Source organism: Tsukamurella sp. DT100 (assembly GCF_049844855.1).
Taxonomy (GTDB): Bacteria; Actinomycetota; Actinomycetes; order Mycobacteriales; family Mycobacteriaceae; genus Tsukamurella.
On record NZ_JBNCLV010000008.1, the window covers coordinates 199395 to 222650 of the forward strand.

Here is a 23256-nt window from a genome sequence, read left to right on the forward strand (position 1 = left end):
TTGCCGGGCGTCGGGGCTGCGCGGCGGTGCACCGTCGAACCTTGTTGACCTGCGACGACGGCGCGAATCTCCGCGAACTGTTTACCGGGTCACGAAGTCCTGCTAAATTCCGAAGTGATAGCGATCACAAGGAGGACTCTCATGGCGGACATCCTGGGGCGTGTGAGCCGGCGCGAGCTGGAGCAGGGCTACCGCGACGTGCTGGAGGACTTGTCGGAGGGATCGGTGCACCGCCGGTTCGACCCGTTCCTCGACATCGACTGGGACGCGCCGGAGCTGCAGCTCGATCCGAACGACCCCCGCTGGGTGCTGCCGCCGACCCTCGACTCGCTGGGCGCGACGCAGTGGTACCGCGACCTGCCGCTGGAGCGCCGCATCGAGATCGGGAAGTGGCGGATGGCCAACACCATCAAGGTGGGCGCGGCCTTCGAATCCATCCTGATCCGCGGAATGATGCAGTACATCATGAAGCTCCCGAACCAGTCGCCGGAGTTCCGGTACTCCCTCCACGAGATGACGGAGGAGTGCAACCACATCCAGATGTTCCAGGAGCTGGTCAACCGCGTCGACGTGGACGTCCCCGGCATGCGGAAGTGGTTCCGGCGGGCCTCACCCATGATCGGCGTGCTCGGCGGCTACGCCCACGTGATCCTCTTCATGGGCATCCTGGGCGGCGAGGAGCCGATCGACCACTACCAGAAGGCGATCATGCGGCACGGCGGCCAGGTGCCGCCGCTCGTCCTGCGCACCATGGAGATCCACGTCGCCGAGGAGGCGCGGCACATCTCCTTCGCGCACGAGTTTCTGCACGCCCACCTGCGGGACATGACCAAGCGGCAGAAGCGGATCTGCGCGCTGGCCTTCCCGCTCGCGATGCGCTGGCTGGTGGGGGAGATCTTCACCCCGCCGAAGGAGTTCTTCGAGACGTTCGAGATCCCGCGCGAGGTCAAGCGCGAGGCCTTCTGGCGCGGCCCGACGGCCCGCGCGCTCCTCAACGACTACTTCGCCGAGATGCGCGCCCTCGCCGACGACTTGGGGCTCATGACGCCCGTCGGCAGGCTCATGTGGAAGCTGCTCAAGATCGACGGTCACAAGGCGCGCTACCGCGGCGAGCCCACGCGGCCCGCGCAGCTCGCCGCCTGAGGTCCACCGGGGCGGCCCACCGGTCTGCCCCGGTGGGCCCGGGACGCCGCCGGGCGGGCGTAACATCGCCCGGTATGGCGACGGCGCACGAGCCCGAGAGCGGGTACGAGTTGCGCTGGCGCGCCCACAATTCGCAGCGCCGCGACCTCATTCTGCGCGCGGCCGCCGAGCTCGTCGAGGAGTCGGAGCCCGGCGCCCCGATACCGGTGCGGCGCATCGCCGAGCGCGCGGGCCTCGTGAAGTCCGTGGTGTACCGGCAGTTCAAGAGCAAGGACGATCTGGCCCGCGGGCTCCGTGGCTTCGTCGTCGACCAGTTCGCCGCCGAGCTCGAGGCCGACCTCGACGTCTCCGCCGGATCCTTGCGGGAGATCCTGCGCCGCTCGATCGCCAGCGCCGCCACCTGGATGCAGGACAATCCGCGCCTCGTCGACCTGCTGCGCGCCGGCCCCACCGACGCGGAGGGCCCCGACGGCGTGCCCGTGGCGCCCGACGCGATCGGCGAGCTCCGGCACCGCGTGGTCGCCCGGGCGGAGCAGACGATCGACGGCCTCGCCGCCCTCACCGGCTTGGATCCCGCCGCGTTCGCCGGTGTTCCCTTCGTGGTGTTCACCATGGTCGAGGGCACGCTCACCAGCTGGGTGCGGGGCGAGGCCGCCGTCCGCGGCCGTACGCGCGCGGAGGTGGTCGAATCGCTCACGGACATCACGTGGTTCGTGCTCGACGGTGCCGCCCGCACGCTGGGGCTGGACGTGGACCCCGACGCCGAGTTCAGCCAGGTGATGAACGGCCTGGCATCCGGTCTGGCACGATAATGCCGAATGTGGTTCACCTCACCGGCCGCGTCGGATAGCTTTCGAGCGGACGCCACCCGGTCGAGGGCGGCATAGGAGGCGGCGTGACGACACGACGGAGAACGCGGCTCGGCACCCGGAGGCGCACGCGCGCCGCGGCGGTGGGCCTCACGGCGACGATGGCCGTGACCCTGCTCGCGGGGTGCGGCACCGAGGACGGCGGCATCACCCTGAACGTCTACGCCCCGGCGGACGGCGCGACCACCGTCAAGGAGGTCGCGGAGGACTGCTCGACCTCCGGGTACCGCGTGGTCGGCCACGCGCTGCCCAAGCAGGCCGACGACCAGCGGCTGCAGCTCGCGCGCCGCGCCACCGGCAACGACCGGACCATGGACATCGTCGGCCTCGACGTGAACTGGACCGCGGAGTTCGCCGAGGCCGGCTGGATCCTGCCCTTCCCGGACGATCTCGCGCAGGCCGCGAAGAAGACCGTGCTCGCCGGCCCGCTGAAGACCGCGATGTGGAAGGACACGCAGTACGCCGCGCCGGCGTGGACCAACACGCAGCTGCTCTGGTACCGCAAGGACTCGCTGGAGAAGGTGCTCGGCCGCAAGATCGGACCGGGCCCGCTCAAGCTCACCTGGGACCAGGTCGTGCAGTACGCCGGCAAGTCCGGTGAGATCGGCGGCCCCACGCAGATCGAGGCGCAGGCCGCGCAGTACGAGGGCATCGTCGTGTGGTTCAACACGCTGCTCGAGAGCGCGGGCGGCCGGATGGTCGCCGACGACGGCAAGACCGTCACCCTCACCGACACCCCGGAGCACCGCGCCGCCACCGTCAAGGCGCTGTCGATCATCAAGGCCGTCGCGACCGCGCCGGGCCGCGACCCGTCGTTCACCCAGCTCGACGAGGGCTCCTCGCGCCTGAACATGGAGACCGGCAAGGGCCTGTTCGAGGTCAACTGGCCCTTCGTCTTCGCGGGCATCAAGGAGAACGGCGCCGCGGGCAAGGTGCCCTTCCTCACGGAGCTCGAGAAGTACAAGGACCTGCTGAACCCGCCGAAGGACGCGACGGACCCGCCGTCGCCCGCCTCGGCGCAGCTCAACGAGATCAACAACCTGACGCGGCAGAAGTTCGAGTTCGCGCCATACCCGTCGGTCATCCCGGGCAAGCCCGCCAAGACCACCGTCGGCGGCATCAACTTCGGCGTCGCCAAGACCACGCGGTACGAGAAGCAGGCCTTCGAGGCGCTCGCGTGCCTCACCAACGAGGCCGCCGAGCGCAAGTACGCGGTCAAGGGCGGCACCCCGCCGATCCTCGCGAAGCTCTACGACGACCCCGAGTTCCGCAAGGCCTACCCGATGGCCTCCCTGATCCGCGACCAGCTGCAGGAGAACACCGCCGCGGTGCGACCGATCACGCCGCAGTACCAGGCCATGTCGACGCTGCTCCAGGCCAAGCTGGCGCCCGCCGGCTCCTGGGACCCGGAGACCCTCGCCGATGAATTGACCGCCGCCGCGCAGAAGGCGATGGACGGAAAGGGGCTGGTCCCGTGACCACTCCGACCAAGCCCGCCCCCGAGCGGATCGAGGCCGCGACCCCCGAGAGCGACGGGCGCCGCGCCGAGCGCAAGCTGGGCCTGCTGCTGATCGCGCCCGCGGCGCTGGTGATGTTCCTCGTCACCGCGTACCCGATCATCTACGCCTTCTGGCTCAGCCTGCACAAGTCCTCGCTGGCGTACCCGGGCCAGGACGAGTTCATCGGCCTCGGCAACTACGCCACGGTGCTGCAGGACGGCTACTGGTGGGAGGCGCTCGGCATGACGTCGCTGATCACCGTGATCTCGGTGGTCATCGAGTTCGTGCTGGGCCTCGCGATCGCGCTGGTCATGCACCGCACCCTCGTCGGTCGCGGCGTCGTGCGCACCGTCGTGCTGATCCCGTACGGCATCGTCACCGTCGTCGCCGCGTTCTCCTGGTACTACGCCTGGACGCCGGAGACCGGCTACCTCGCGAACCTGCTGCCCGACGGCAGCGCGCCGCTCACCGAGCAGTGGCCGTCCGTGGCGATCATCATCCTGGCCGAGGTCTGGAAGACCACCCCGTTCATGGCGCTGCTCCTGCTCTCGGGCCTGGCCCTGGTGCCGGACGACCTGCTCAAGGCCGCCGCCCTCGACGGTGCCGGACCGTGGACCCGCCTGCTGAAGATCACGATCCCGCTGATGAAGCCGGCCATCCTGGTTGCGCTGCTGTTCCGCACGCTGGACGCCTTCCGCATCTTCGACAACATCTACATTCTGACGAAGGGCAGCAACGGCACCGGATCCGTCTCGATCCTGGGGTACGACAACCTGTTCAAGGCGTTCAACCTCGGTGTCGGGTCGGCGATCTCGGTGCTGATCTTCATCTGCGTCGCGATCATCGCGTTCATCTTCGTCAAGGCGTTCGGCGCATCGGTGCCGGGCTCCGACTCCGGCGATCGACGGTAGGGGTACAACATGGCTCAGGGTTCCGTCGGTAAGAAGCTCGGTTGGAGCGTGCTCGACCTGCTGGTGGTCTGCTACGCGCTGATCCCGGTCCTGTGGATCGTCTCGCTCTCGCTGAAGCCGACCACGGACGTCGGCGACGGCCGCTTCATCCCGAAGACGGCGACGTTCGACAACTACACCGCGATCTTCGAGGGCAACGGCTTCGTCCGCCCGCTGATCAACTCGATCGGTATCGCGCTGATCTCCACCGCGATCGCCGTGACGATCGGCATGTTCGCCGCGTACGCGGTGGCGCGCCTGGACTTCCCGGGCAAGAAGCTGTTCGTGGGCGCGGCGCTGCTCATCGCGATGTTCCCGCAGATCTCGCTCATCACGCCGCTGTTCAACATCGAGCGCAAGGTCGGGCTGTTCGACACCTGGCCCGGTCTGATCCTGCCGTACATCACGTTCGCGCTGCCGCTCACGGTGTACACGCTCTCGGCCTTCTTCCGGGAGATCCCGTGGGAGCTGGAGAAGGCCGCCAAGATGGACGGCGCCACGCCGGCGCAGGCATTCCGCCGCGTGATCGCGCCGCTCGCCGCGCCGGGCGTGGTGACCGCGGCCATCCTGGTGTTCATCTTCTGCTGGAACGATCTGCTGTTCGCGCTGACCCTGACCGCGACCGAGTCGTCGACCACGGCCCCCGTCGCGATCGTCAACTTCACCGGCAGCTCGCAGTTCGAGACCCCCACCGGTTCCATCTCGGCGGCCGCCGTGATCGTGACCATCCCCATCATCATCTTCGTCCTGATCTTCCAACGACGGATCGTCGCCGGACTCACCTCCGGCGCGGTCAAGGGCTGACGCCGGAAAGTATTCGAGGAGCAATCACATGGCCGACATCGTCCTGGACCACGTCAAGAAGACCTACCCCGACGGCTCCACCGCCGTCAGCGACATCAACCTGCAGATCGCCGACGGCGAGTTCGTGATCCTGGTGGGCCCGTCGGGCTGCGGCAAGTCCACCACGCTCAACATGATCGCCGGCCTCGAGGACATCTCCGAGGGCGAGCTGCGCATCGGCGGCGAGCGGGTCAACGAGAAGGCACCGAAGGACCGCGACATCGCGATGGTCTTCCAGTCCTACGCGCTGTACCCGCACATGACGGTGCGCGAGAACATCGCCTTCCCGCTCAAGCTCGCGAAGCTGCCGAAGGACCAGGTGAACGCGGCCGTCGAGGACGCCGCCCGCACGCTGGATCTCACGCAGCACCTCGATCGCCGGCCGTCGCAGCTCTCGGGCGGCCAGCGGCAGCGCGTCGCGATGGGCCGCGCGATCGTCCGCAGCCCCAAGGCCTTCCTCATGGACGAGCCGCTGTCGAACCTCGACGCGAAGCTGCGCGTGCAGATGCGCACCGAGGTCAGCCGCCTGCAGAAGCGCCTCGGCACCACCATGGTGTACGTGACGCACGACCAGACCGAGGCGATGACCCTCGGCGACCGCGTCGTCGTGCTCAAGAGCGGCGACGTGCAGCAGATCGGCGCCCCGCAGGAGCTCTACGACCGCCCGAACAACCTGTTCGTCGCCGGCTTCATCGGCTCGCCCGCCATGAACTTCGTGCCCGGCCGCCTCACCTCCGTGGGCATCGACACGGCGCTCGGCGAGATCCTGCTGCTCGATGCGCCACAGCTGGCCGAGAAGGCAGCCGCCGCCGGCAACAAGACCGGTGATGTGGTGGTCGGCATCCGCCCCGAGCACTTCGAGGACGCCCGCCTGCTCGACCCCAACCAGCGCGTCGGCGGCCTCACCTTCCGCGCGCGGGTCGACGTGCTCGAGTCGATGGGCTCGGACAAGTTCGTGCACTTCGCGGTCGCGCCCGACGACGCCCGCACCGACGTCCTCGGCGACCTGAACGCGGGGCAGCAGCTGCCGCCGCCCGCCGGCGTCGACGAGATCGTCGCGCGGCTGTCCGCCGACTCGACGGCCGCCCGCGGCGCCGAGGTGGATCTGTACTACGACCCCACCAAGATCGCCGTCTTCGACGCCGCGACCGGGCGCAACCTGGCCCTGTAGGTCCGTCGTGCGGGTGCTCGCCGTCAGCGACGAGGAGGTGCCGGGCCTGGCCCTGGCCTCGTCGACGCTGCGCCCCGACCTCATCCTCGGGGCGGGCGATCTGCCCGGCGCATACCTGGAGTCGCTCATCGACCGGTACGGCGTGCCCTGCGTCTTCGTGCCGGGCAACCACGACCCGGACCACACCGGGTACCGCCGCACCCGCGGCGGCTACCTGCGCGGGGGACTGCCCTGCGAGCCTCCCGGCCCGCGCGGCGGGGTCAACGCGGACGGGCGGGTGGTCACCGTCGGCGGCCTGACGGTGGCGGGCCTCGGTGGGTCCGTCCGGTACCGGGGCGGCCCGAACCAGTGGACGCAGTCGCAGGCGGCGCGCCGGGCGTGGCGGGTGCGGCTCGCGGCCCGGCGGCGGACCGTCGACGTGGTGCTCGCGCACTCGCCCGCGGAGGGCGTGGGGGACGGGGAGGACGGCCCGCATCGCGGTCTGGCGGCGCTCGGTCGGCTGGTCGCGCGGCTCCGGCCGCAGGTCTTCGTGCACGGGCACATCCACCCGTTCGGGCGGCCCGGGCCGGACCGCGAGATCGACGGCGTGCCGGTGCTGAACACCGTCGGGTACACCTATTTCGAGATCACCCCCGGGAGCCCCGGGGCCTACCGCGTGAGGGAGCGGCGACGTGGCGCGTGACACCGGCTTCCCGGACGAGGACGCCCGGACCGACTTCGAGCGGTCGCGGCGGCGCGCGAACATCGCCCGCCTCGCGTCGTGGGTCCGCGGCCAGCCGGGAGACGTCAACGAGGTGCTGCCGTACGACGAGGTCGTGTCGGCCCTGGGCTATGTCACCGAGCGGCCGCTGGGGCTCCAGGTGGTGCCCGTCGCGCAGATCGTCGGCAGCGTCGACCGCACCCGCGACTTCGACCGCTACTTCCGGCCCCGCTCGCCCGCGCTGCGTGCCCGCTGGCAGCGGCTGGCGGCGGCGCAGCGGCGCGGCGAGGCGATGCCGCCCGTCGAGCTGAAGAAGGTCGGCGACATGTACTTCGTGGTCGACGGGCACCACCGCGTATCGATCGCCTTCGCGCGCGGCTTCACCACCATCGACGCCGACGTCACCGAGGTCGTCACGCGGATCGGCTCGGGCGGCATCGCGGTCCGCTCCGACCTGCTGCTCAAGGACCACCGTCGGCTGTTCCTCGAGCGGGTGCCGCTCGAGGGCGCGGCGCGGGAGCGGATCCGGTTCACCAACGCCTGGGACTACTCGGTGCTCGCGGAATCGGTGGAGGCCTGGGGTTTCCGGCTGATCCAGGAGGCGGGGGAGTACCTCTCGCGGGCGGTCGTCGCCGGCCGCTGGTACGAGGAGGAGTTCGCGCCGGTGATCGAGATGGCCCGCGCCGCGGGCATCATGGAGTCCTCGACCGACGCCGAGGTCTACCTCTTCGTCGCCTGCGAGCGGTACCGCCTGGTGCGCAAGCACGTCTGGACGCCGGAGATCATCTCCGAGGTGTCCGCGCAGAACCCGCCCTGGCAACCGGGCAAGTTCTTCTGACGGCCCGGTCCGTAGGATCGATTCTCGTGACTTCCGTCGTCGACGCCGTCCGGGCGCACCTCGCCGAGCACTACGCGGGCCGCGGCTTCGCGCCGCCCGCCTCGGCGTCGGTCACCTTCCTCGGGCTCGAGCCGATGACGATCCAGCGGTGGGTGGGCGATCCGCTCGTCGCCTTCGCCAGCGTCGGCTGCTCGCGGCACGCGATGACGGACCCGAACGCGCTGCTCACCGTCGAGGACGGGCCGCGCGCCGAGGTCATCCTGGAGCTGCGTCCCGCGGACGACGGTCCCGGCGCCGCACTCGACGGGGTGCACCGGTCGCTGGCGATCCTCGCCGCCACGCCGGCGGTCGACGGCCTGGTGCTCGCGCCCGATGCCCTCGTCGACCTGAGCGCGCCGCTCTGGGCGGGCGCGCCGTTCACGGCGGTCCTGATGGGGGAGTCGGCGGTGCCCGATCTCGCCCGCGAGGACGGGGAGCCGGTGCGGTTCCTGCGCGCCGACCCCATCACCGCGAACGAGGCGGCCTGGGTGCGGCTCAAGGGCGCTGCGGCGCTGCGCGAGGCGTGGGCGGAGGCGGGCATCGACCCCGCCGATCCCGGCCGCCCCGCCGCCCGCGCGGTCTAGTTCACGAATTCGACTCCTGCGGGCCTCCGCGTGCGTGAGAACACTCGTGTGGCCGCAGGACTCGACATCGTGAGCCGCTACAGCCACTTGATCTTCCGGAAGACGGCGAACAGGCCGAGACAGGCGACGAGCATGATCGCGAGCACGATGAAGTAGCCGTACTGCCAGTGCAGCTCGGGCATGTTGTCGAAGTTCATGCCGTAGACGCCGGCGATCATCGTGGGCACTGCGACCAGGCCGATGATCGCGGACATCTTGCGCATGTCCTCGTTCTGCTGCATCCCGATCTTCGCGACGGCCGCGTCGATGAGCGAGCTCAGCACGTCGTTGTAGGTCTCCACGTGGTCGGCGACCATCGCCTGATGGTCGAGCACGTCGGAGAAGTAGCGCTGGATCTCGTGCGGGATGATGTCGCTGAAGTCGCAGGTCAGGCGCTTCAGCGCGTGGGAGAGCGGGTGGATGCCGCGGCGCAGCTCCACGATGTCGCGCTTGAGCTGGTAGATCTCGTCGACCTGGGTCCGGGCGCCGGCGCGGAAGACGTCCTCCTCGACCCGGTCGATGTCGTCCTCGAGCAGGTCGGAGACGGCGACGTAGGTGTCCACCACGTGGTCGGCGACGGCGTGCATCACCGCCGACGGCCCCAGTTTCAGCAGCGCCGGGTTGGCCTCGAGGTTGCGGCGCACCCGGCGGAGGCTGCCGTGGTCGCCGTGCCGGACGGTGATCACGTGGTCGGGGCCGAGGAGCACCATCACCTCGCCCGTCTCGACGATGCGCGCCATCGGGTCCGTGCGGTCGTGGCCCACGTAGTTCACGGTCTTGAGGATGAGGAAGAGGGTGTCGTCGAACCGGTCGACCTTGGGCCGGGTGTGCGTGACCAGCGTGTCCTCGACGGTCAGCGGGTGCAGGCCGAAGACGCGGGCCACCTCGTCCATCTGGTGCTGATCCGGGTCGAGCAGGCCCACCCACACGTAGCCCTCGCCGCGGCGCCGGACCTCCTCGATCGCCTCGACGTAGCCGAACCGGCCGGGGAGGCGCACCCCGTCGACGTAGACGCCGCAGTCGACGACGGCGCGGGCCACGGGCACGGGGACGCGCGGGACGTCGGCCTCGCGGACCTCGCGGCGCCCGGCGCCGGGCCGGGGCATGGACGGGATGGAGGGCATGGACGAGATAGTAGACCCGGGCCAGGCGGCCGGGCCGCGGCGGCGCCGGGTAGAAAGTAGGCGTGAGAACTCGCACGCCCCGCCTCGCCGCCGCGGCCCTCGCCGCGCTGGTCCTGGCGGGCTGCTCGGATCCCGGCGACGCCGCCGACCTGGGGCCGCGTACCGCGCCCGGCACGGTCACGGTCGGGTCGTCGGGCTCCGCCGCCTCGAAGATCGAGGCCCTGATCTACGCGGGCGCCCTGCGCATGGCGGGCACGCCGGTGGAGACCCGGTTGGGGCTCGGTCCGGGGGAGGACGCCGCCGTCGCCGCCGTCGAGCGGGGCGACATCACCGTCGCGCCCGCGCTGACGGGCGCCCTGTGGGACCGGTACCGGCCGGGCACACCGCAGCCGACGAAGGCGAAGGAAGAGGAGTCCGAGAACCCGCGGGCACAGTGGGACGCGCAATTCGTCGCGCTGAGCGCCGTCCTCCCCGAGGGGCTCGGCCTGGGCGATCCGACGCTGGCGCTCGACCAGCCGATGCTGTTCGCGTCGAAGGACGCTCCGTCCGCGACGCTGCGGGGATGCGAGGGCCTGTCCGGCGCCGTCGCCGTGCCGGCCGGGACGCCGCAGGACGTCCGCGCCCGCTACGGCTGCCCGACGGGGCCGGTCGTCCCCGTCGCAGACGAGGCCGCCGCCGTGCGCGCCGTCCGCGAGGGTCGCGCCGCGCTGGCGCAGCTCGGCACGCTCTCGCCCACGTCGAAGGATCTCGTCCAGGTGGCCGATCCCGACGGTGCCGTGCCCTCGCGGGCCGTCGTGCCGCTGGTGCGGCGCGACGGGCTGACGGTGGCGCAGACGAAGCGACTCTCCGCGATCGCCGGCGAGCTCACGACGGCGGACTTGGCGAAGCTGGTCGCACAGGTCGAGTCGGGGGAGCGGACGCCCGAGCAGGCGGCCGGCGATTGGGCCGGCGAGCACACGCTGAACTGAGCCCCGAAGAACCGAGCCCCGAAGAACCGAGCCCCGAAGAACCGAGCCCCGTAGAACGCCGACCGCCCCGCGCTCGACGGGCGAGGCGGGGCGGTTCCGGATGAGGAGCGGCTACTTCAGCCGCTTGTTGAGCTGCTGGTCGACGAGGGCGTTGACCCGCTCGTAGGCCGAGCCGCCGAGACGCACGAGGACGTCGATGATCTTGGCGTCGGCGCCGACGAGCACGCGGCCGCGGTTCTTCTTCACGCCGTTCAGGATCGTGCGTGCGGCGTCGTCGGCCTCGGTGCGGGCGAGGTACTTGTCGAAGAGCTCCGCCGTGGCGGACTGGTCCCTGCCCTCGGCGACGGTCGCGTTGCGCGCGATCGCGGTCTTGATGCCGCCGGGGTGCACACAGGTCACGCCGACGTTGTGGTCGCTCGAGAGCATCTCGATGCGGAGCGCCTCGGTGAAGCCGCGCACGCCGAACTTGGCGGCGTTGTAGGCGCTCTGGCCGCCCACGGACAGCAGGCCGAAGAGCGAGCTGGTGTTGACGATGTGCGCGTCGCCGGAGGCGATGAGGTGCGGCAGGAAGGCCTTCGTGCCGTTCACCACGCCCCAGAAGTCGATGTCCATGACCCGGTCGTAGTCCTTGAAGGACGTGGTCTCGACGGGCTCGTGGTGCGCGATACCGGCGTTGTTGAACAGCAGGTTGACCGTGCCGTAGTGCTCGACCACGTCGTCGGCGTAGGCGAGGAGCTGCTCGCGCTCGCCCACGTTGACGACCTTGGTGTGCACCTCGGCGCCGCGGGCGCGGGCCAGCTTGGCGGTCTGCTCGAGGCCGGTGGGGTCGTAGTCGCAGAGCGAGAGCTTCGCGCCCTCGTCGGCGAGCTGGAGTGCCAGCTCACGACCCATGCCGGAGGCTGCTCCGGTGATGACGGCGACCTTGCCGCGGAAACTCTTCATGCCTGTGTTCATCCCTCACGCTGGTCCTGGCCGGGCTGCGGCGCTGCACCGCCGCCGGCGTTCTTACTCGACAGTAGGGTCGGGATACGAGGTCTGTCAACGACCTATTGAGTATGATTCAGTAGGTGACCAGAAAGTCCGTTGCCGCAGCGGTGGGGCGCAAGCGCACCCGGCTCAGCCCCCAAGCCCGGCGCCAGCAGTTCATCGACCTCGGCCTGCTCAGTCTGAAGCACCAGGCGCTCGAGCATGTGTCCATCGAGGAGATCGCGAGCCAGGCCGGTGTCTCCGCCGGCCTGCTGTTCCACTACTTCGACTCGAAGCTCGACTTCCAGGTCGCGCTCGTGGAGGAGCAGGCGCGGATCGTCGGCGAGGTCGCGACCCCGGACCGCGATCCCGCGGACATCACCGACGTCATGCCGATCCTCACGTCGACCCTGGGCACCTACGTCGACCACATCATGGAGAACCGGCAGTCCCTGCTGCCGATGCTCGCGGGCGTCAGCTGGTCCGAGCCGCGGATCCGCACCGCCGTGAAGTCGGTCCGGGAGCAGATCGTCGACCAGTTCGTGAGCCAGGCCGAGAACATCGGCATCGACCGCTCGCCCCGCTTCGTGCTCGCCGTGCACGGCTGGATCGCCGTCGTCGAGGAGACCCTCGTGCAGTGGCTCGACGAGAACACCGGATTCGCCACCATGACCCGCGACGAAGTCGTCGACCACCTCGCCACCATGTTCGTGGGGATGGCCGGGGCGGTCGGGCTGGATCTCACGTCGGGCGTGGCCTGACGGTGCGCCGCGGGCCTCGGCGTGGGCCGCGTGGGCCGGGCCGACCCTCGTGCGGCAGCCGTCCCACGTCGGGCCCTGCGTGCCCTCGTGCGGCACCTGGTCTCGAGGCGTCGGGGTTCGAGGGGCACGGCTCTCGGATTCTGACCGGATTGGACAGCGTGTCCGAAGTGGACAGGAATCGAGAGCGGCCGGCGGGGAAACATCAACCCGTCGGCCGTCGGTTGATCCGACCGTCGCGCCTGGAACGGCGCAACGAGAAGGGCCGGTCCTCCCCAGGGAGGACCGGCCCTTCTACTGGCTCAGCAGATCAGATGACGAAGGCCTCGTCGATGATCTGGGCCTGCTCCACGGCGTGCACCTTCGACGAGCCCGAGCACGGGGCCGACATGGCGCGGCGCGAGACGCGCTTGATGCCGATCAGGCGGCCGTCGAGCTCCGGCAGGGCGAGGCCGAAGAACGGCCACGCACCCTGGTTCGCCGGCTCCTCCTGCACCCAGCGCACGTCCGTGGCGTTGGGGTACAGGTCGAGCGTGGCGGGCAGGCGCCGCGAGGGCAGCGGGTAGAGCTGCTCCATGCGGACGATCGCCACGTCGTCGCGGCCGTCCTTCTTCCGGCGGGCCTCCAGCTCGTAGTAGAGCTTGCCGGAGACCAGCAGCAGCTTGGTGACCTTGCTGCGGTCGCCGCCCTCCACCTCGAACGCCGGGTCGTCGATGACCGAGCGGAACTTGCCGCTCGTGAAGTCCTCGACGGGGCTGACGGCGGCCTTGTTGCGCAGCATCGACTTCGGCGTCGCGACCACCATCGGGCGGCGCACGCCGTCGAGGGCGTGGCGGCGCAGGAGGTGGAAGTACGAGGCCGGCGTCGACGGCATGGCGACCGTCATCGAGCCCTCGGCGCACAGCTGAAGGAACCGCTCGATGCGCGCCGACGTGTGGTCGGGTCCCTGGCCCTCGTGACCGTGGGGGAGCAGCAGCGTCACACCCGAGGTCTGGCCCCACTTGGCCTCGCCCGAGCTGATGAACTCGTCGATGATCGACTGGGCGCCGTTGACGAAGTCGCCGAACTGCGCCTCCCAGCACACCAGCGCCGACTCGTCGGCCACGGAGTAGCCGTACTCGAAGCCCAGGCCCGCGAACTCGGTGAGCGCGGAGTCCAGCACCTCGAATCGACCGGGCGACGGGGTGCCGTCGGGCCCGAGGTGCTCGAGCGGGGTGTACTCGGCGCCCGACTGCCGGTCGATCAGGACCGCGTGGCGCTGCGTGAACGTGCCGCGGCGGCTGTCCTGGCCGGCCAGGCGGACCGTGCGGCCCTCCTCGAGCAGCGTGCCGAAGGCGAGCAGCTCGCCGAAGGCCCAGTCGATGCCGCCGTCGCGCGACATCTCGAAGCGGCGCTTGACGACGGGGGCCACGCGCGGGTGCACGGTGAAGCCCTCGGGGACGTTGGCGTAGGCGTCGCCCACCCGCTGGATCTGCTCCAGCGGCACTGCGGTCACCAGCGAGCTGGGCAGCGGCTGGTCGGCGATGATCGACGGCGCGGGCTCGGCCTGGAACTTCTCGAGCTCCTTGACCTCGTTGAACACCCGTTCCAGCTGGCCCTGGTAGTCGCGCAGCGCGTCCTCGGCCTCCTTGGTCGAGATGTCGCCACGACCGATGAGGGCCTCGGTGTAGGACTTGCGGACACCGCGCTTGGTGTCGATCACGTCGTACATGCCGGGCTGGGTCATCGACGGGTCGTCGCCCTCGTTGTGGCCGCGGCGGCGGTAGCAGACGAGGTCGATGACGACGTCCTTGTCGAACTTCTCGCGGAAGTCGACGGCCAGCTTGGCCACCCACACGCAGGCCTCGGGGTCGTCGCCGTTGACGTGGAAGATCGGCGCACCGATCATCTTCGCGACGTCGGTGCAGTACTTCGAGCTGCGCGAGTTCTCCGGCGAGGTGGTGAAGCCCACCTGGTTGTTCACCACGATGTGGATCGTGCCGCCGTTCGAGAAGCCGGGCAGGTTCGCCATGTTCAGCGTCTCCGCCACGACGCCCTGGCCGGCGAAGGCCGCGTCGCCGTGCAGCATCAGCGGCATGATCGGGTGCTCGCCCTCGGGCGGGTTCTTCATGTCCTGCTTGGCGTGCACGATGCCCTCGAGCACCGGGTCGACCGCCTCGAGGTGCGAGGGGTTGGCGACCAGCGAGACGGTGATCTCGTTCTCGCCGAACATCTGGTAGTACTTGCCCTCGGCGCCGAGGTGGTACTTCACGTCGCCGGAGCCGTGCGCCTGCGACGGGTTCAGGTTGCCCTCGAACTCGGTGAAGATCTTGCTGTAGGGCTTGCCGACGATGTTCGCCAGCACGTTCAGCCGGCCGCGGTGCGGCATGCCGATGACGACCTCGTCGAGCTGGTGCTCGGCGGCCTGGTCCAGCACCGCGTCCATCATCGGGATGACGGACTCCGCGCCCTCGAGCGAGAAGCGCTTCTGGCCGACGTACTTGGTCTGCAGGAAGGTCTCGAAGGCCTCGGCGGCGTTGAGCTTGCTGAGGATGTACTTCTGCTCGGCGACGGTGGGCTTGACGTCCTTCGTCTCCACGCGCTCCTGCAGCCACTTCTGCTGCTCGGGCTCGAGGATGTGCGCGTACTCGATGCCGACGTGGCGGCAGTAGGCGTCGCGCAGCACCGAGAGCACCTTGCGCAGCTTGAGCCGCTCGGCGCCGTGGAAGCCGCCCACGTTGAACGTGCGGTCCAGGTCCCACAGGGTGAGCTCGTAGGTGAGCACGTTCAGGTCGGGGTGCGACTCGAGGCTCTCGTTGTTGTAGCGCAGCGGGTCGACGTCGGCCATGAGGTGGCCGCGCGCCCGGTACGCCGCGATGAGCTCGAGGACGCGGGCGTCCTTGTCGATGCCGTGGGCGGGGATGTCCTGCCGCCAGCGGATCGGCTCGTAGGGCACGTGCATCGTGCGGAAGATGTCGTCCCAGAAGTCGTCGCTCAGCGTGAGCTCGTGGACGTACCGCAGGAAGTCGCCCGACTCGGCGCCCTGGATGATGCGGTGGTCGTAGGTCGAGGTCAGCGTGGTGAGCTTGCCGACCGCGAGCTCGGCGATCTTCTCGTCGCTCGCGCCCTGGAACTCGGCGGGGTACTCCATCGCGCCGACGCCGATGATGGCGCCCTGGCCGACCATCAGGCGAGGAACGGAGTGCACGGTGCCGATGCCGCCGGGGTTGGTCAGCGAGATCGTGACGCCGGCGAAGTCCTCGGCGCCCAGCTTGCCGGTGCGGGCCCGGCGGACGATGTCCTCGTAGGCGGCCACGAACTGGCCGAAGTCCATCGTCTCGGCTTCCTTGACGCCCGCGACCACGAGGCTGCGGCTGCCGTTCTTGCCGACCAGGTCGATGGCGATGCCGAGGTTCACGTGCGGCGGGGTCACCGCGTTCGGCTTGCCGTCGATCTCGGCGAAGTGCCGGTTCATGTTCGGGAAGGCCTTGACGCCCTGCACCAGGGCGTAGCCCAGGATGTGGGTGAAGCTGATCTTGCCGCCGCGGGTGCGCGCGAGGTGGTTGTTGATGACCACGCGGTTGTCGAACATCACCTTCACCGGCATCGAGCGCACCGACGTCGCGGTCGGCACCTCGCGGCTGGCGTTCATGTTCTTGACGACCGCGTTGGCGGCGCCGCGGAGCACGGTGCGCTCCTCCTCGGACGGGAACGAGGCGGGGGCCGGGGCCTTGGGGGCCGGGGCGGGCTTCGCGGGCGACGACGGTGCCGGCGTCACCGGGGCGGACGGCGCGGGGGTCAGCGTCGTGTCGGCCGTCTTCGGGGCCTTCGCCGCCGGCGCTGCCGCCGGAGGGGCGGGCTGCGCCGCGGGGGCCGCTGCGGCGGTGGCGGCCGCAGGGGCCGCGCCGTTACTCGCCGCGCTGCTACCCTCTGCAGCTCCCGGGGTGTACTTCGAGAGGAATTCGTGCCAGCTCGGGTCGACCGAATTAGGGTCGGCCTTGAACCGCTCGTACATCTCCTCGACCAGCCATTCGTTTTGGCCGAAATCCGATACAGAACTGCTGCTCACGGCAGGTCCTCGCCTCGATTCATCATCGTCGTATCAAGCGCGCGCCGCCCTGGATCGCAGAGGGCGCAGGTCCGCGCGGTCCAGGGTAGTCCACCACGGAAAACCTGTGTCGGTTACTCCCGTTCCGCGGCCCTGGATCAGTCGCTGCCGGGCGCCGGCAGACCGGGCGTGGATCCGTCGGAGACGGACCCGTCGATCACCCGCAGGTGGGCTGCGGGCCACGTGGTGGGGACGGGGCCGAAGGCCGTCCGGGAGTTCTTGATCACGCCCTTGCCCAGGACCCGGTTGCCGCCCGCGCCCACGACGGCGCCGATCCCCGCGGGGAGCAGCTTGCCGAGGATCAGCGGCGACTTCTTCGCCAGGAACCGGCGGCTGAACATCTTCATCAGCTGCTTGTTCAGGTTGCCCAGCCCGGGGAGCTGGGTGGGGTTCTTCTTGAGGTTCATCAGCGAGGCGTTCTTGGCGCCGACGGTGGCGCGCAGCGCGCCGAGGCCGGCCTCGCCGAGCACCGCGGTGAGCACCAGCGCCTTGCGCAGCTCACGGTCCTCGGGGGAGATGCCGTACACCTCCGCGACGGCCAGGGCGTACAGCGCCGAGGCCTCCATGAACACCACGGTCTCGGCGCCGATGGTGCCGATCGCGGCCAGGGTGCCGACGCCCGGGACGGCGGCGGTGGCGCCGGCCGCGCCGCCCGTGCCGGTCACGGTCAGCAGGTAGCGCTTCTCGAGCCGCTCGATGATCTGCGTGGGCGACTCGTCGGGGTGGTCGGCGCGCAGGCTCGCGACGTACTTCGCGACGGCGGGCGCCTGCAGGCGGGCGGCGCGGTCGATGACGGAGCCGAGGACGCCGCCACCGTCGCGCTGGACGGCGGGGAGCTGAGGCTCGTCGGACTGGATGCGGGCGGGCTTGTTCGCCATGGTGACCTCCGTGGGAAGCGATCCTGGTGACCTTGTACTCCATCTAACCCCCGGCAACCCCCGGAAAGTTCCCGACCGGCGCACGCACCCGCGCGCCGCGCGCGTACCGTCGGAGATCGTGCCGAGCATCGACGAGCAGCCGTACACCCTGGTCATCCCCACGCGGTGGAAGGACAACGACGTGTACGGGCACGTCAACAACGTCGTCTATTACAGCTTCTTCGACACGGTGATCAACACCTTCCTCATCCGCGAGGGCGGGCTGGACATCCACGACGGCGCCGTGATCGGCCTCTGTGTGGAATCTCACTGCCGCTACGACGCCCCGCTCGCCTTCCCGGAGCCCGTCACCGCCGGTCTCGCGGTCACCAAGCTGGGCCGGTCGAGCGTCACCTACGCCGTCACGCTGTTCGACGGTGCCGGCGCCCCCGCCGCCGAGGGCTGGTTCGTCCACGTCTTCGTCGACCGGGAGAGCCGACGCCCCGCCGGGGTTCCCGACGGGATCCGCGCCGCGCTGGAGCGCCTGCTCGTCAGTGCCCCGCAGTAGCCTGCGAACCATGGCCTTCCGCACCCCGCTGGAGCCCGTCACCCTGACGGGTCACCTCGTCACGCTCGCGCCGCTGGCGCATGACCAGCACGACGGCCTCCTCGAGGCGCTCGAGGACGGGCAGCTCTGGGACCGCTGGTACACCTCAGTGCCCGCCCCGTCGGGCCTGCGCGCCGAGATCGACGGCCGCCTGGACCTGCAGGCGAAGGGCGAGATGATCCCCTTCACCGCGATCGACACGGCGGGCCGGGTGCTCGGCATGACCACCTACTACGACATCGACCCGACGGTCCCGCGGATGGAGATCGGCTACACCTGGAACCGCGCCTCCGCGCACGGCACCGGCACCAACGCGGAGTCCAAGTTGCTGCTGCTCCAGCACGCCTTCGATGTGCTCGGCTGCGAGTGCATCGGCCTGCGCACCCAGTGGGTCAACACCCAGTCCCGGGAGGCCATCGCCCGGCTCGGCGCCAAGCAGGACGGCGTGCTGCGCAGCTACAAGCGGTACCGCAACGGCGCCCTGCAGGACGCGGTGCTGTTCTCGATCCTCCGGCACGAGTGGCCCACGGTGGACGCGCACCTGCGGCACCGCCTGCGCCACCGGCACGAGGCCTACCGCTCCGTCCCGGAGTAGTCGTGCCCCGCCCCCAGGCCGCGGCGCACGGGCTGTGGCGCCCGGGCCTCGGGCTCGCGCTGTGGTTCACCGACGAGGTCGGCGAGCCCACCGCCGATCCCGACGTCGCGGTGCTGCCCGCGCCGATCGCCGAGGTGCTCGGCGACCGCCGACCGCGCCGGTCGGTCGCCCTCACCGGGCCGCAGGGCCGGCTCGTCGCCCCCGCTCTCACCCTCGGCCCCGCCCGCGCCGCCGCGCTGCTCGACGAGCTCTCCCCGTCCGACGGTGCCGGCGACCTGCGCTACCTGCGCTGGGTCGCGAAGTCCGTCGAGCGGTTCGTCGCCGCCGGGGCCGTGACCCCGGCGCTCCGCAGCGACGACGGCGACTGGATCGTCCGCTGGGCGCCCGTCGAGTCCGTGCAGTGGCGCACCTGGGTGCAGACCGCGGCCGCCGCGATGCCGCCGGTGCTGCGCCGCACGGGCGACCTCGCCGCCGTCCTCGACATGGGCGCGGAACTCACTGACCGGTACGCCCGCCTGCGGCTCGGCGACGGGCCGTGGTCCTGGGTCGCGGCGCCGTCCCTGCGTGCCCTGGTCGACGGTGAGCCCCTCCCGCCCCGGTCCGTCGCCGATGCCGGGGCGGCCGCCGCGTGGACCGAGTGGGCGGGCAGCGTCCGCTCCGCCGAGACCCTGCTGGTGCTGCGCCTCGTCGAGCCCGACGGCCGCAGCGTGGGCGAGAACCCGCTGGCGCCGCGTGCCACGCCCGGCGGGACGCCGTGGCGGCTCGAGGTCTGCCGCCGCGTCCCCGGCGCTGCGCCCGTGCGGGCGGATCCGGCGCGGATGAGCCCCGTCGACCTGGACGATCTCGCGGGCGAGCTGGCGCGGGCCCTGGCCGTGTATCCGCCGCTCAAGCGGGTCGCGCAGGACGATTCCTCGCTGGACTTCCTGCTCACGACCGAGGAGGCGGAGGCGCTCTTCCTCGAGGGCGCGCCCGGGCTGACGAAGGCCGGGTACGAGGTGCTGCTGCCCGCCTCGATCGCGACGGTGCGCCCCGCGCTGCGGCTCGTCGGGCGGGAGCAGCCCGGGCGCACGGCGCTCACGGTGCAGGCCGGGCTCGCCGAGATCAAGGACTTCGCCTGGCAGCTCGCCGTCGGCGACACCGTGCTCACCGCGAGCGAGCTGGCCTCCCTGGCGAACTCGGCGTCCGGGCTGGTCGAGGTGCGCGGCAAGTGGGTGCGCGCCGACCGCCGCACCCTGGCACAGGCGGCGCGGTTCGTCGCCGAGCAGCGCTCCGCCGCCGAGTCCGGTACGGACCTGAGCGACCTGCTGGGGATGATCGCCGATCCCGCGGCCCTGCCCGCACCGCTCGCCGCCGTCGACGGCCTCGGCTGGCTCGACTCGGTCTACCGCGGCGGCACCATCGCCCCGGCTGAGGTGACGGCACCGTCGACGCTGAAGGCGGTGCTGCGCGACTACCAGCTGCGCGGGCTCGAGTGGCTGGTCACGCTGTGGCACAGCGGCATCGGCGCCGTCCTCGCCGACGACATGGGCCTGGGCAAGACGATCCAGGTGCTCGCGCTGCTCTGCCACGAGCGCGAGGCGGGGGAGTCGGTGCGGCCGACGCTGCTGGTCTGCCCGATGTCGGTGGTCGGCAACTGGGTCGCCGAGGCGCAGCGCTTCGCCCCGGGCTTGAACGTGCACGTGCACCACGGCACCGACCGGCCGACCGGCGAGGAGTTCGGGCGGGTCGCGGCGGCCTCGGACGTCGTGGTCACCACCTTCGCGCTCGCCGCGCGCGACCGGGAGCTGCTCGCGGGGCACCACTGGGGCCGCGTCGTGGTCGACGAGGCGCAGCACGTCAAGAACGTCAACACCGCCGCCGCGAAGGCGCTCCGGTCGATCCCCGCGGCGCACCGCGTCGCGCTCACCGGCACGCCGGTCGAGAACCGCCTCGAGGACCTGCGCGCCGTGATCGACCTGGTCAACCCGGGCCTGCTCGGCTCGGCCCGCACCTTCCGCAATCGGTTCGCGCTGCCCATCGAGCGGGAGCAGGACAAAGCGGCCGTGCGCCGGCTCAACACCCTGACCTCGCCGTTCATCCTGCGGCGCGAGAAGACCGACCCCGCCATCGCGCCGGAGCTGCCCGAGAAGGCCGAGTTCACGGTGCGCGCCTCGCTCACGTCCGAGCAGGCGGGGCTGTACCAGGCCACGCTCAACAGGCTCGTCGAGGAGCTGCGGGAGTCGCAGGGCATGGGCCGGCGCGGCCTGGTGCTGGCCTCACTGACCCGGCTCAAGCAGATCTGCAACCACCCGGCGCACTACCTCGGCGACGGCTCGCCGCTGCTGCGCCGCGGGCAGCACCGCTCGGGCAAGGTCGAGCTGCTCGCCGACATCCTCACCACCGTCGCCGACGAGGGCGAGCGCGCTCTGGTCTTCACCCAGTACGCCGAGTTCGCGCGCATGCTCCAGCCCTGGCTCACCGGCCTGCTTGGCGCCGAGGTGCCCGTGCTCGACGGTGCCGTGCCCCGCACCGAACGCGACGCGATGGTCGCGCGGTTCCAGTCCGGCGACGGCGCCCCCGCCCTCGTCGCGACGGTGCAATCCGGCGGTACGGGCCTCAACCTCACCGCCGCGAATCACGTGATCCACGTGGACCGCTGGTGGAACCCGGCGGTCGAGAACCAGGCCACCGACCGCGCCTTCCGCATCGGCCAGACGCGGGCGGTCCAGGTCCGCAAGTTCGTCTGCGCGGGGACGTTGGAGGAGCGGATCGACGGGGTGATCGCGGCCAAGAAGGAGCTCTCGTCGATGACGGTACAGACGGGCGAGGCCTGGCTGACCGAGCTGAACAACGACGAGCTCTACGAGCTGGTCGCCCTGCGCGACGAGGCGGTGGTCTGAGATGGCGCGATCGCCGAGAAAGGCGCGCGACACCGCGCGGCCCATGGGTGCGACGTGGTTCAGCCGGCGGCTCATCCAGCAGCGCGAGGAGGTCACGGAGCGGCGCAAGGTCCAGTACGCGCGACGGCTCTACCAGGAGCACCAGGTGTACTCGCTGGCCGTGGTGCCCGCGTCGATCACCGCGACGGTGCAGGGCAGTCAGCTGGACCCGTTCGGCGTCGCGCTCGCCCGGGTGCCCGGCGACGCGGCCGCGGTGGTCTCGCTGCTCGTCGCCCAGGGCGCGACGGCGGAGCTGCTCGGCGTCACCCGCGGCGAACTGGGGCGCACGCTGGGGGAGCTGGTGCTGCCCGAGACCGCCTCCGACGTGATCGTCGACTGCGCCTGCCCCGACGACTCCGGCGCCTGCGTACACGCCCTCGCCGTCACCTACGAGTTCTGCGCCGCCGCCGACGGCGACCCGTCGCTGGTCCTCGACTTCGCGGGCGTCCCCCTCGCCGGGCTGCTCGCCCGCGTCAGCACGTCCGAGCCGTCGCGGGCACCGTCGAGTCCGGAGGCCGACGGTGCCCGCGGCGACTGGGAGGGAGATTCCTGGGACGCCGGCGCCGCGGCCTTCTACGGGGAGGGCTACGACCTGCCACCGCTGCCCGAGCCGTCCCCGATCGATGCCATGACCCTGCTCGACCCGGCGCTGCTGCGCACGGCGCTGCGGCGTACGGGCGCGAAGCCCGCCGACGTCGCCGAGGCCCAGGACGAGCTCGCCGAGCTCTACGACCGCCTCCGCGACCCGCGCTGAGCTGCGCAATGTGGATGATGTTGGTAGTCTGCATACAGGCCCAACAAGGAGTTGCGCATGTCAGTCACACAGATCGACCTCGATGACGAGGCGCTGGCCGAGGTCATGCGGCTGGCGGGGGTCCGCACCAAGAAGGAGGCGGTGAACCTCGCGCTGAACGACTATGTCGACCGGTTTCGCCGTGTCGAAGCGCTTGCGCGCTCCCGTGAGCGGGCGAAAACGTGGGACTACGACGGGTGGGTCGCAGCACGTGCCGACGAGAAGGCGGTGCGTTGATTCAGTTCCTCGCGGATTCCTCGGCGGTGTGGCGCCTGCAGCGGGACCCTGAGCTGACGGGACAGTGGCTGGAAGCCCAGCTCAGCGGTGCGATCGGGTCGTGCGACCCTCAACGAGCCGAGTACCGCAGGTCTGCGCGGAACACCGATGAGTTCGACCAGATGAGTGCGATGTTCATCGACCTCTACCCGGACGTTCCGGTGCCGAGGACGGTCTGGAGCTGGATCGATGCGGCGCAGTACCGTCTCGCGAAGGTCGGCGCGGCCCGCGCATTGTCCGTCGTCGACCTGCTCGTGTGTGCGACGGCGGCATCCGGTGGCCTCGTCGTCCTCCATGATGACGCCGACTTCGAGCTCGCGGAACGCCACCTCCCGGATGTGCGGGCGCGACGTGTCGTCGGCACGGTGAACGAATGACCCGCGGAGGGATGACGGCACCGCGGGCCCCGATGGGCGCGACCGCCGGTCCCGGCTGCGGGCAGCAGCCGCTGCCGAGGGCACGTTGGATCAGGTGGGTTCGCCGACCGATGATCCGGAGCGTCGTCAGCGGGTCCTCTACGCCATGCGCAGTGGCGGTCCCGTCATCGATGATCTGATTGGCGAAGAGCGCGACAGGCGATGATCGCTTACCTGGATTCATCGGTGCTCGCGCGTGCGTACTTCTGGTCCGGA

The 23256-nt window shown here is 70.8% G+C and carries 20 protein-coding genes and 1 pseudogene; 17 read left to right on the top strand and 4 right to left on the bottom strand.

Annotation, left to right across the window (positions count from 1 at the left end):
* Positions 1-141 precede the first annotated feature (141 nt).
* The 9 genes from ACLQ3K_RS19685 to ACLQ3K_RS19725 all read left to right on the top strand — a co-directional run bounded on the left by ACLQ3K_RS19685 (position 142) and on the right by ACLQ3K_RS19725 (position 8636).
* Positions 142-1143: a diiron oxygenase gene (locus ACLQ3K_RS19685; RefSeq protein WP_336671894.1), complete on the top strand. Its 1002-nt coding sequence runs from the start codon at positions 142-144 to the stop codon at positions 1141-1143.
* A 74-nt stretch (positions 1144-1217) separates the two neighbouring features.
* Complete coding sequence (locus ACLQ3K_RS19690) at positions 1218-1955, top strand: TetR/AcrR family transcriptional regulator (protein ID WP_426001192.1); 738 nt, start codon at positions 1218-1220, stop codon at positions 1953-1955.
* Positions 1956-2038: 83 nt separating this feature from the next.
* Complete coding sequence (locus tag ACLQ3K_RS19695; RefSeq protein ID WP_426001193.1) at positions 2039-3490, top strand: extracellular solute-binding protein; 1452 nt, start codon at positions 2039-2041, stop codon at positions 3488-3490.
* On the top strand, positions 3487-4422 hold the full coding sequence (locus ACLQ3K_RS19700) for a carbohydrate ABC transporter permease (protein ID WP_426001194.1): 936 nt from the start codon (positions 3487-3489) through the stop codon (positions 4420-4422). The genes ACLQ3K_RS19695 and ACLQ3K_RS19700 overlap by 4 nt, the downstream gene beginning before the upstream one ends.
* Positions 4423-4431: 9 nt before the next feature.
* Positions 4432-5265 (top strand): carbohydrate ABC transporter permease, encoded by an 834-nt coding sequence (locus ACLQ3K_RS19705; RefSeq protein WP_224651319.1) that lies wholly within the window; start codon positions 4432-4434, stop codon positions 5263-5265.
* A 28-nt stretch (positions 5266-5293) separates the two neighbouring features.
* On the top strand, positions 5294-6475 hold the full coding sequence (locus tag ACLQ3K_RS19710) for an ABC transporter ATP-binding protein (protein WP_426001196.1): 1182 nt from the start codon (positions 5294-5296) through the stop codon (positions 6473-6475).
* A gap of 7 nt (positions 6476-6482) precedes the next feature.
* Positions 6483-7157, top strand: coding sequence for a metallophosphoesterase family protein (locus tag ACLQ3K_RS19715; protein WP_224651317.1), 675 nt, complete (start codon positions 6483-6485; stop codon positions 7155-7157).
* A complete protein-coding gene (locus ACLQ3K_RS19720) occupies positions 7147-8013 on the top strand; it encodes a chromosome partitioning protein ParB (protein WP_224651316.1) in 867 nt (288 codons plus the stop codon). Before ACLQ3K_RS19715 ends, ACLQ3K_RS19720 begins: the two co-directional genes overlap by 11 nt.
* A gap of 26 nt (positions 8014-8039) precedes the next feature.
* Positions 8040-8636, top strand: coding sequence for a suppressor of fused domain protein (locus ACLQ3K_RS19725; RefSeq protein WP_426001198.1), 597 nt, complete (start codon positions 8040-8042; stop codon positions 8634-8636).
* A 77-nt stretch (positions 8637-8713) separates the two neighbouring features.
* Here the strand turns inward: ACLQ3K_RS19725 and corA are convergent, their stop codons facing one another.
* Entirely contained in the window at positions 8714-9808 is a 1095-nt protein-coding gene (corA, locus tag ACLQ3K_RS19730; protein WP_374201368.1) for a magnesium/cobalt transporter CorA, read from the bottom strand.
* 53 nt (positions 9809-9861) lie between these two features.
* Here corA and ACLQ3K_RS19735 point away from each other — a divergent pair, with 53 nt between their 5' ends.
* Positions 9862-10767 carry a glycine betaine ABC transporter substrate-binding protein gene (locus ACLQ3K_RS19735; protein WP_426001199.1) on the top strand — a complete coding sequence of 302 codons (906 nt, stop codon included), beginning with the start codon at positions 9862-9864 and terminating at the stop codon, positions 10765-10767.
* 111 nt (positions 10768-10878) lie between these two features.
* Here ACLQ3K_RS19735 and ACLQ3K_RS19740 read toward each other — a convergent pair whose 3' ends face one another.
* Complete coding sequence (locus tag ACLQ3K_RS19740) at positions 10879-11709, bottom strand: SDR family NAD(P)-dependent oxidoreductase (RefSeq protein ID WP_426001200.1); 831 nt, start codon at positions 11707-11709, stop codon at positions 10879-10881.
* Between the two features lie 125 nt (positions 11710-11834).
* Between ACLQ3K_RS19740 and ACLQ3K_RS19745 the strand changes: the two genes are divergently transcribed.
* The gene (locus ACLQ3K_RS19745; protein WP_426001201.1) at positions 11835-12494 is read left to right on the top strand and encodes a TetR/AcrR family transcriptional regulator; all 660 of its coding nucleotides are present in this window, start codon (positions 11835-11837) and stop codon (positions 12492-12494) included.
* 307 nt (positions 12495-12801) lie between these two features.
* Here the strand turns inward: ACLQ3K_RS19745 and ACLQ3K_RS19750 are convergent, their stop codons facing one another.
* Together ACLQ3K_RS19750 and ACLQ3K_RS19755 are read right to left on the bottom strand one after the other, a co-directional pair.
* Positions 12802-16539, bottom strand: coding sequence for a multifunctional oxoglutarate decarboxylase/oxoglutarate dehydrogenase thiamine pyrophosphate-binding subunit/dihydrolipoyllysine-residue succinyltransferase subunit (locus tag ACLQ3K_RS19750; RefSeq protein ID WP_426001202.1), 3738 nt, complete (start codon positions 16537-16539; stop codon positions 12802-12804).
* A 137-nt stretch (positions 16540-16676) separates the two neighbouring features.
* Complete coding sequence (locus ACLQ3K_RS19755) at positions 16677-17456, bottom strand: hypothetical protein (RefSeq protein ID WP_426001204.1); 780 nt, start codon at positions 17454-17456, stop codon at positions 16677-16679.
* Between the two features lie 118 nt (positions 17457-17574).
* On the opposite strand from ACLQ3K_RS19755, the gene ACLQ3K_RS19760 reads away from it, so the two are divergent.
* The 6 genes and pseudogenes from ACLQ3K_RS19760 to ACLQ3K_RS19785 all read left to right on the top strand — a co-directional run bounded on the left by ACLQ3K_RS19760 (position 17575) and on the right by ACLQ3K_RS19785 (position 23001).
* Positions 17575-18003, top strand: coding sequence for an acyl-CoA thioesterase (locus ACLQ3K_RS19760; protein ID WP_259140398.1), 429 nt, complete (start codon positions 17575-17577; stop codon positions 18001-18003).
* A gap of 10 nt (positions 18004-18013) precedes the next feature.
* A complete protein-coding gene (locus ACLQ3K_RS19765) occupies positions 18014-18637 on the top strand; it encodes a GNAT family N-acetyltransferase (RefSeq protein ID WP_426001205.1) in 624 nt (207 codons plus the stop codon).
* Positions 18638-18639: 2 nt separating this feature from the next.
* Positions 18640-21516, top strand: coding sequence for a DEAD/DEAH box helicase (locus ACLQ3K_RS19770; RefSeq protein WP_426001207.1), 2877 nt, complete (start codon positions 18640-18642; stop codon positions 21514-21516).
* Positions 21517-21559: 43 nt separating this feature from the next.
* Entirely contained in the window at positions 21560-22309 is a 750-nt protein-coding gene (locus ACLQ3K_RS19775; RefSeq protein WP_426001209.1) for a hypothetical protein, read from the top strand.
* A 57-nt stretch (positions 22310-22366) separates the two neighbouring features.
* Positions 22367-22519 (top strand): annotated as a pseudogene (locus tag ACLQ3K_RS19780) (type II toxin-antitoxin system VapB family antitoxin); the annotation flags it as partial.
* 101 nt (positions 22520-22620) lie between these two features.
* Complete coding sequence (locus ACLQ3K_RS19785; RefSeq protein WP_426001241.1) at positions 22621-23001, top strand: VapC toxin family PIN domain ribonuclease; 381 nt, start codon at positions 22621-22623, stop codon at positions 22999-23001.
* Positions 23002-23256 lie beyond the last annotated feature (255 nt).

Coding starts and splice junctions, on each gene's coding strand:
- ACLQ3K_RS19705 (WP_224651319.1), top strand. CDS start 4,432: ATGGCTCAGGGTTCCGTCGGTAAGAAGCTCGGTTGGAGCGTGCTCGAC.
- ACLQ3K_RS19690 (WP_426001192.1), top strand. CDS start 1,218: ATGGCGACGGCGCACGAGCCCGAGAGCGGGTACGAGTTGCGCTGGCGC.
- ACLQ3K_RS19685 (WP_336671894.1), top strand. CDS start 142: ATGGCGGACATCCTGGGGCGTGTGAGCCGGCGCGAGCTGGAGCAGGGC.
- ACLQ3K_RS19755 (WP_426001204.1), bottom strand. CDS start 17,456: ATGGCGAACAAGCCCGCCCGCATCCAGTCCGACGAGCCTCAGCTCCCC.
- ACLQ3K_RS19775 (WP_426001209.1), top strand. CDS start 21,560: ATGGGTGCGACGTGGTTCAGCCGGCGGCTCATCCAGCAGCGCGAGGAG.
- ACLQ3K_RS19765 (WP_426001205.1), top strand. CDS start 18,014: ATGGCCTTCCGCACCCCGCTGGAGCCCGTCACCCTGACGGGTCACCTC.
- ACLQ3K_RS19740 (WP_426001200.1), bottom strand. CDS start 11,709: ATGAAGAGTTTCCGCGGCAAGGTCGCCGTCATCACCGGAGCAGCCTCC.
- ACLQ3K_RS19710 (WP_426001196.1), top strand. CDS start 5,294: ATGGCCGACATCGTCCTGGACCACGTCAAGAAGACCTACCCCGACGGC.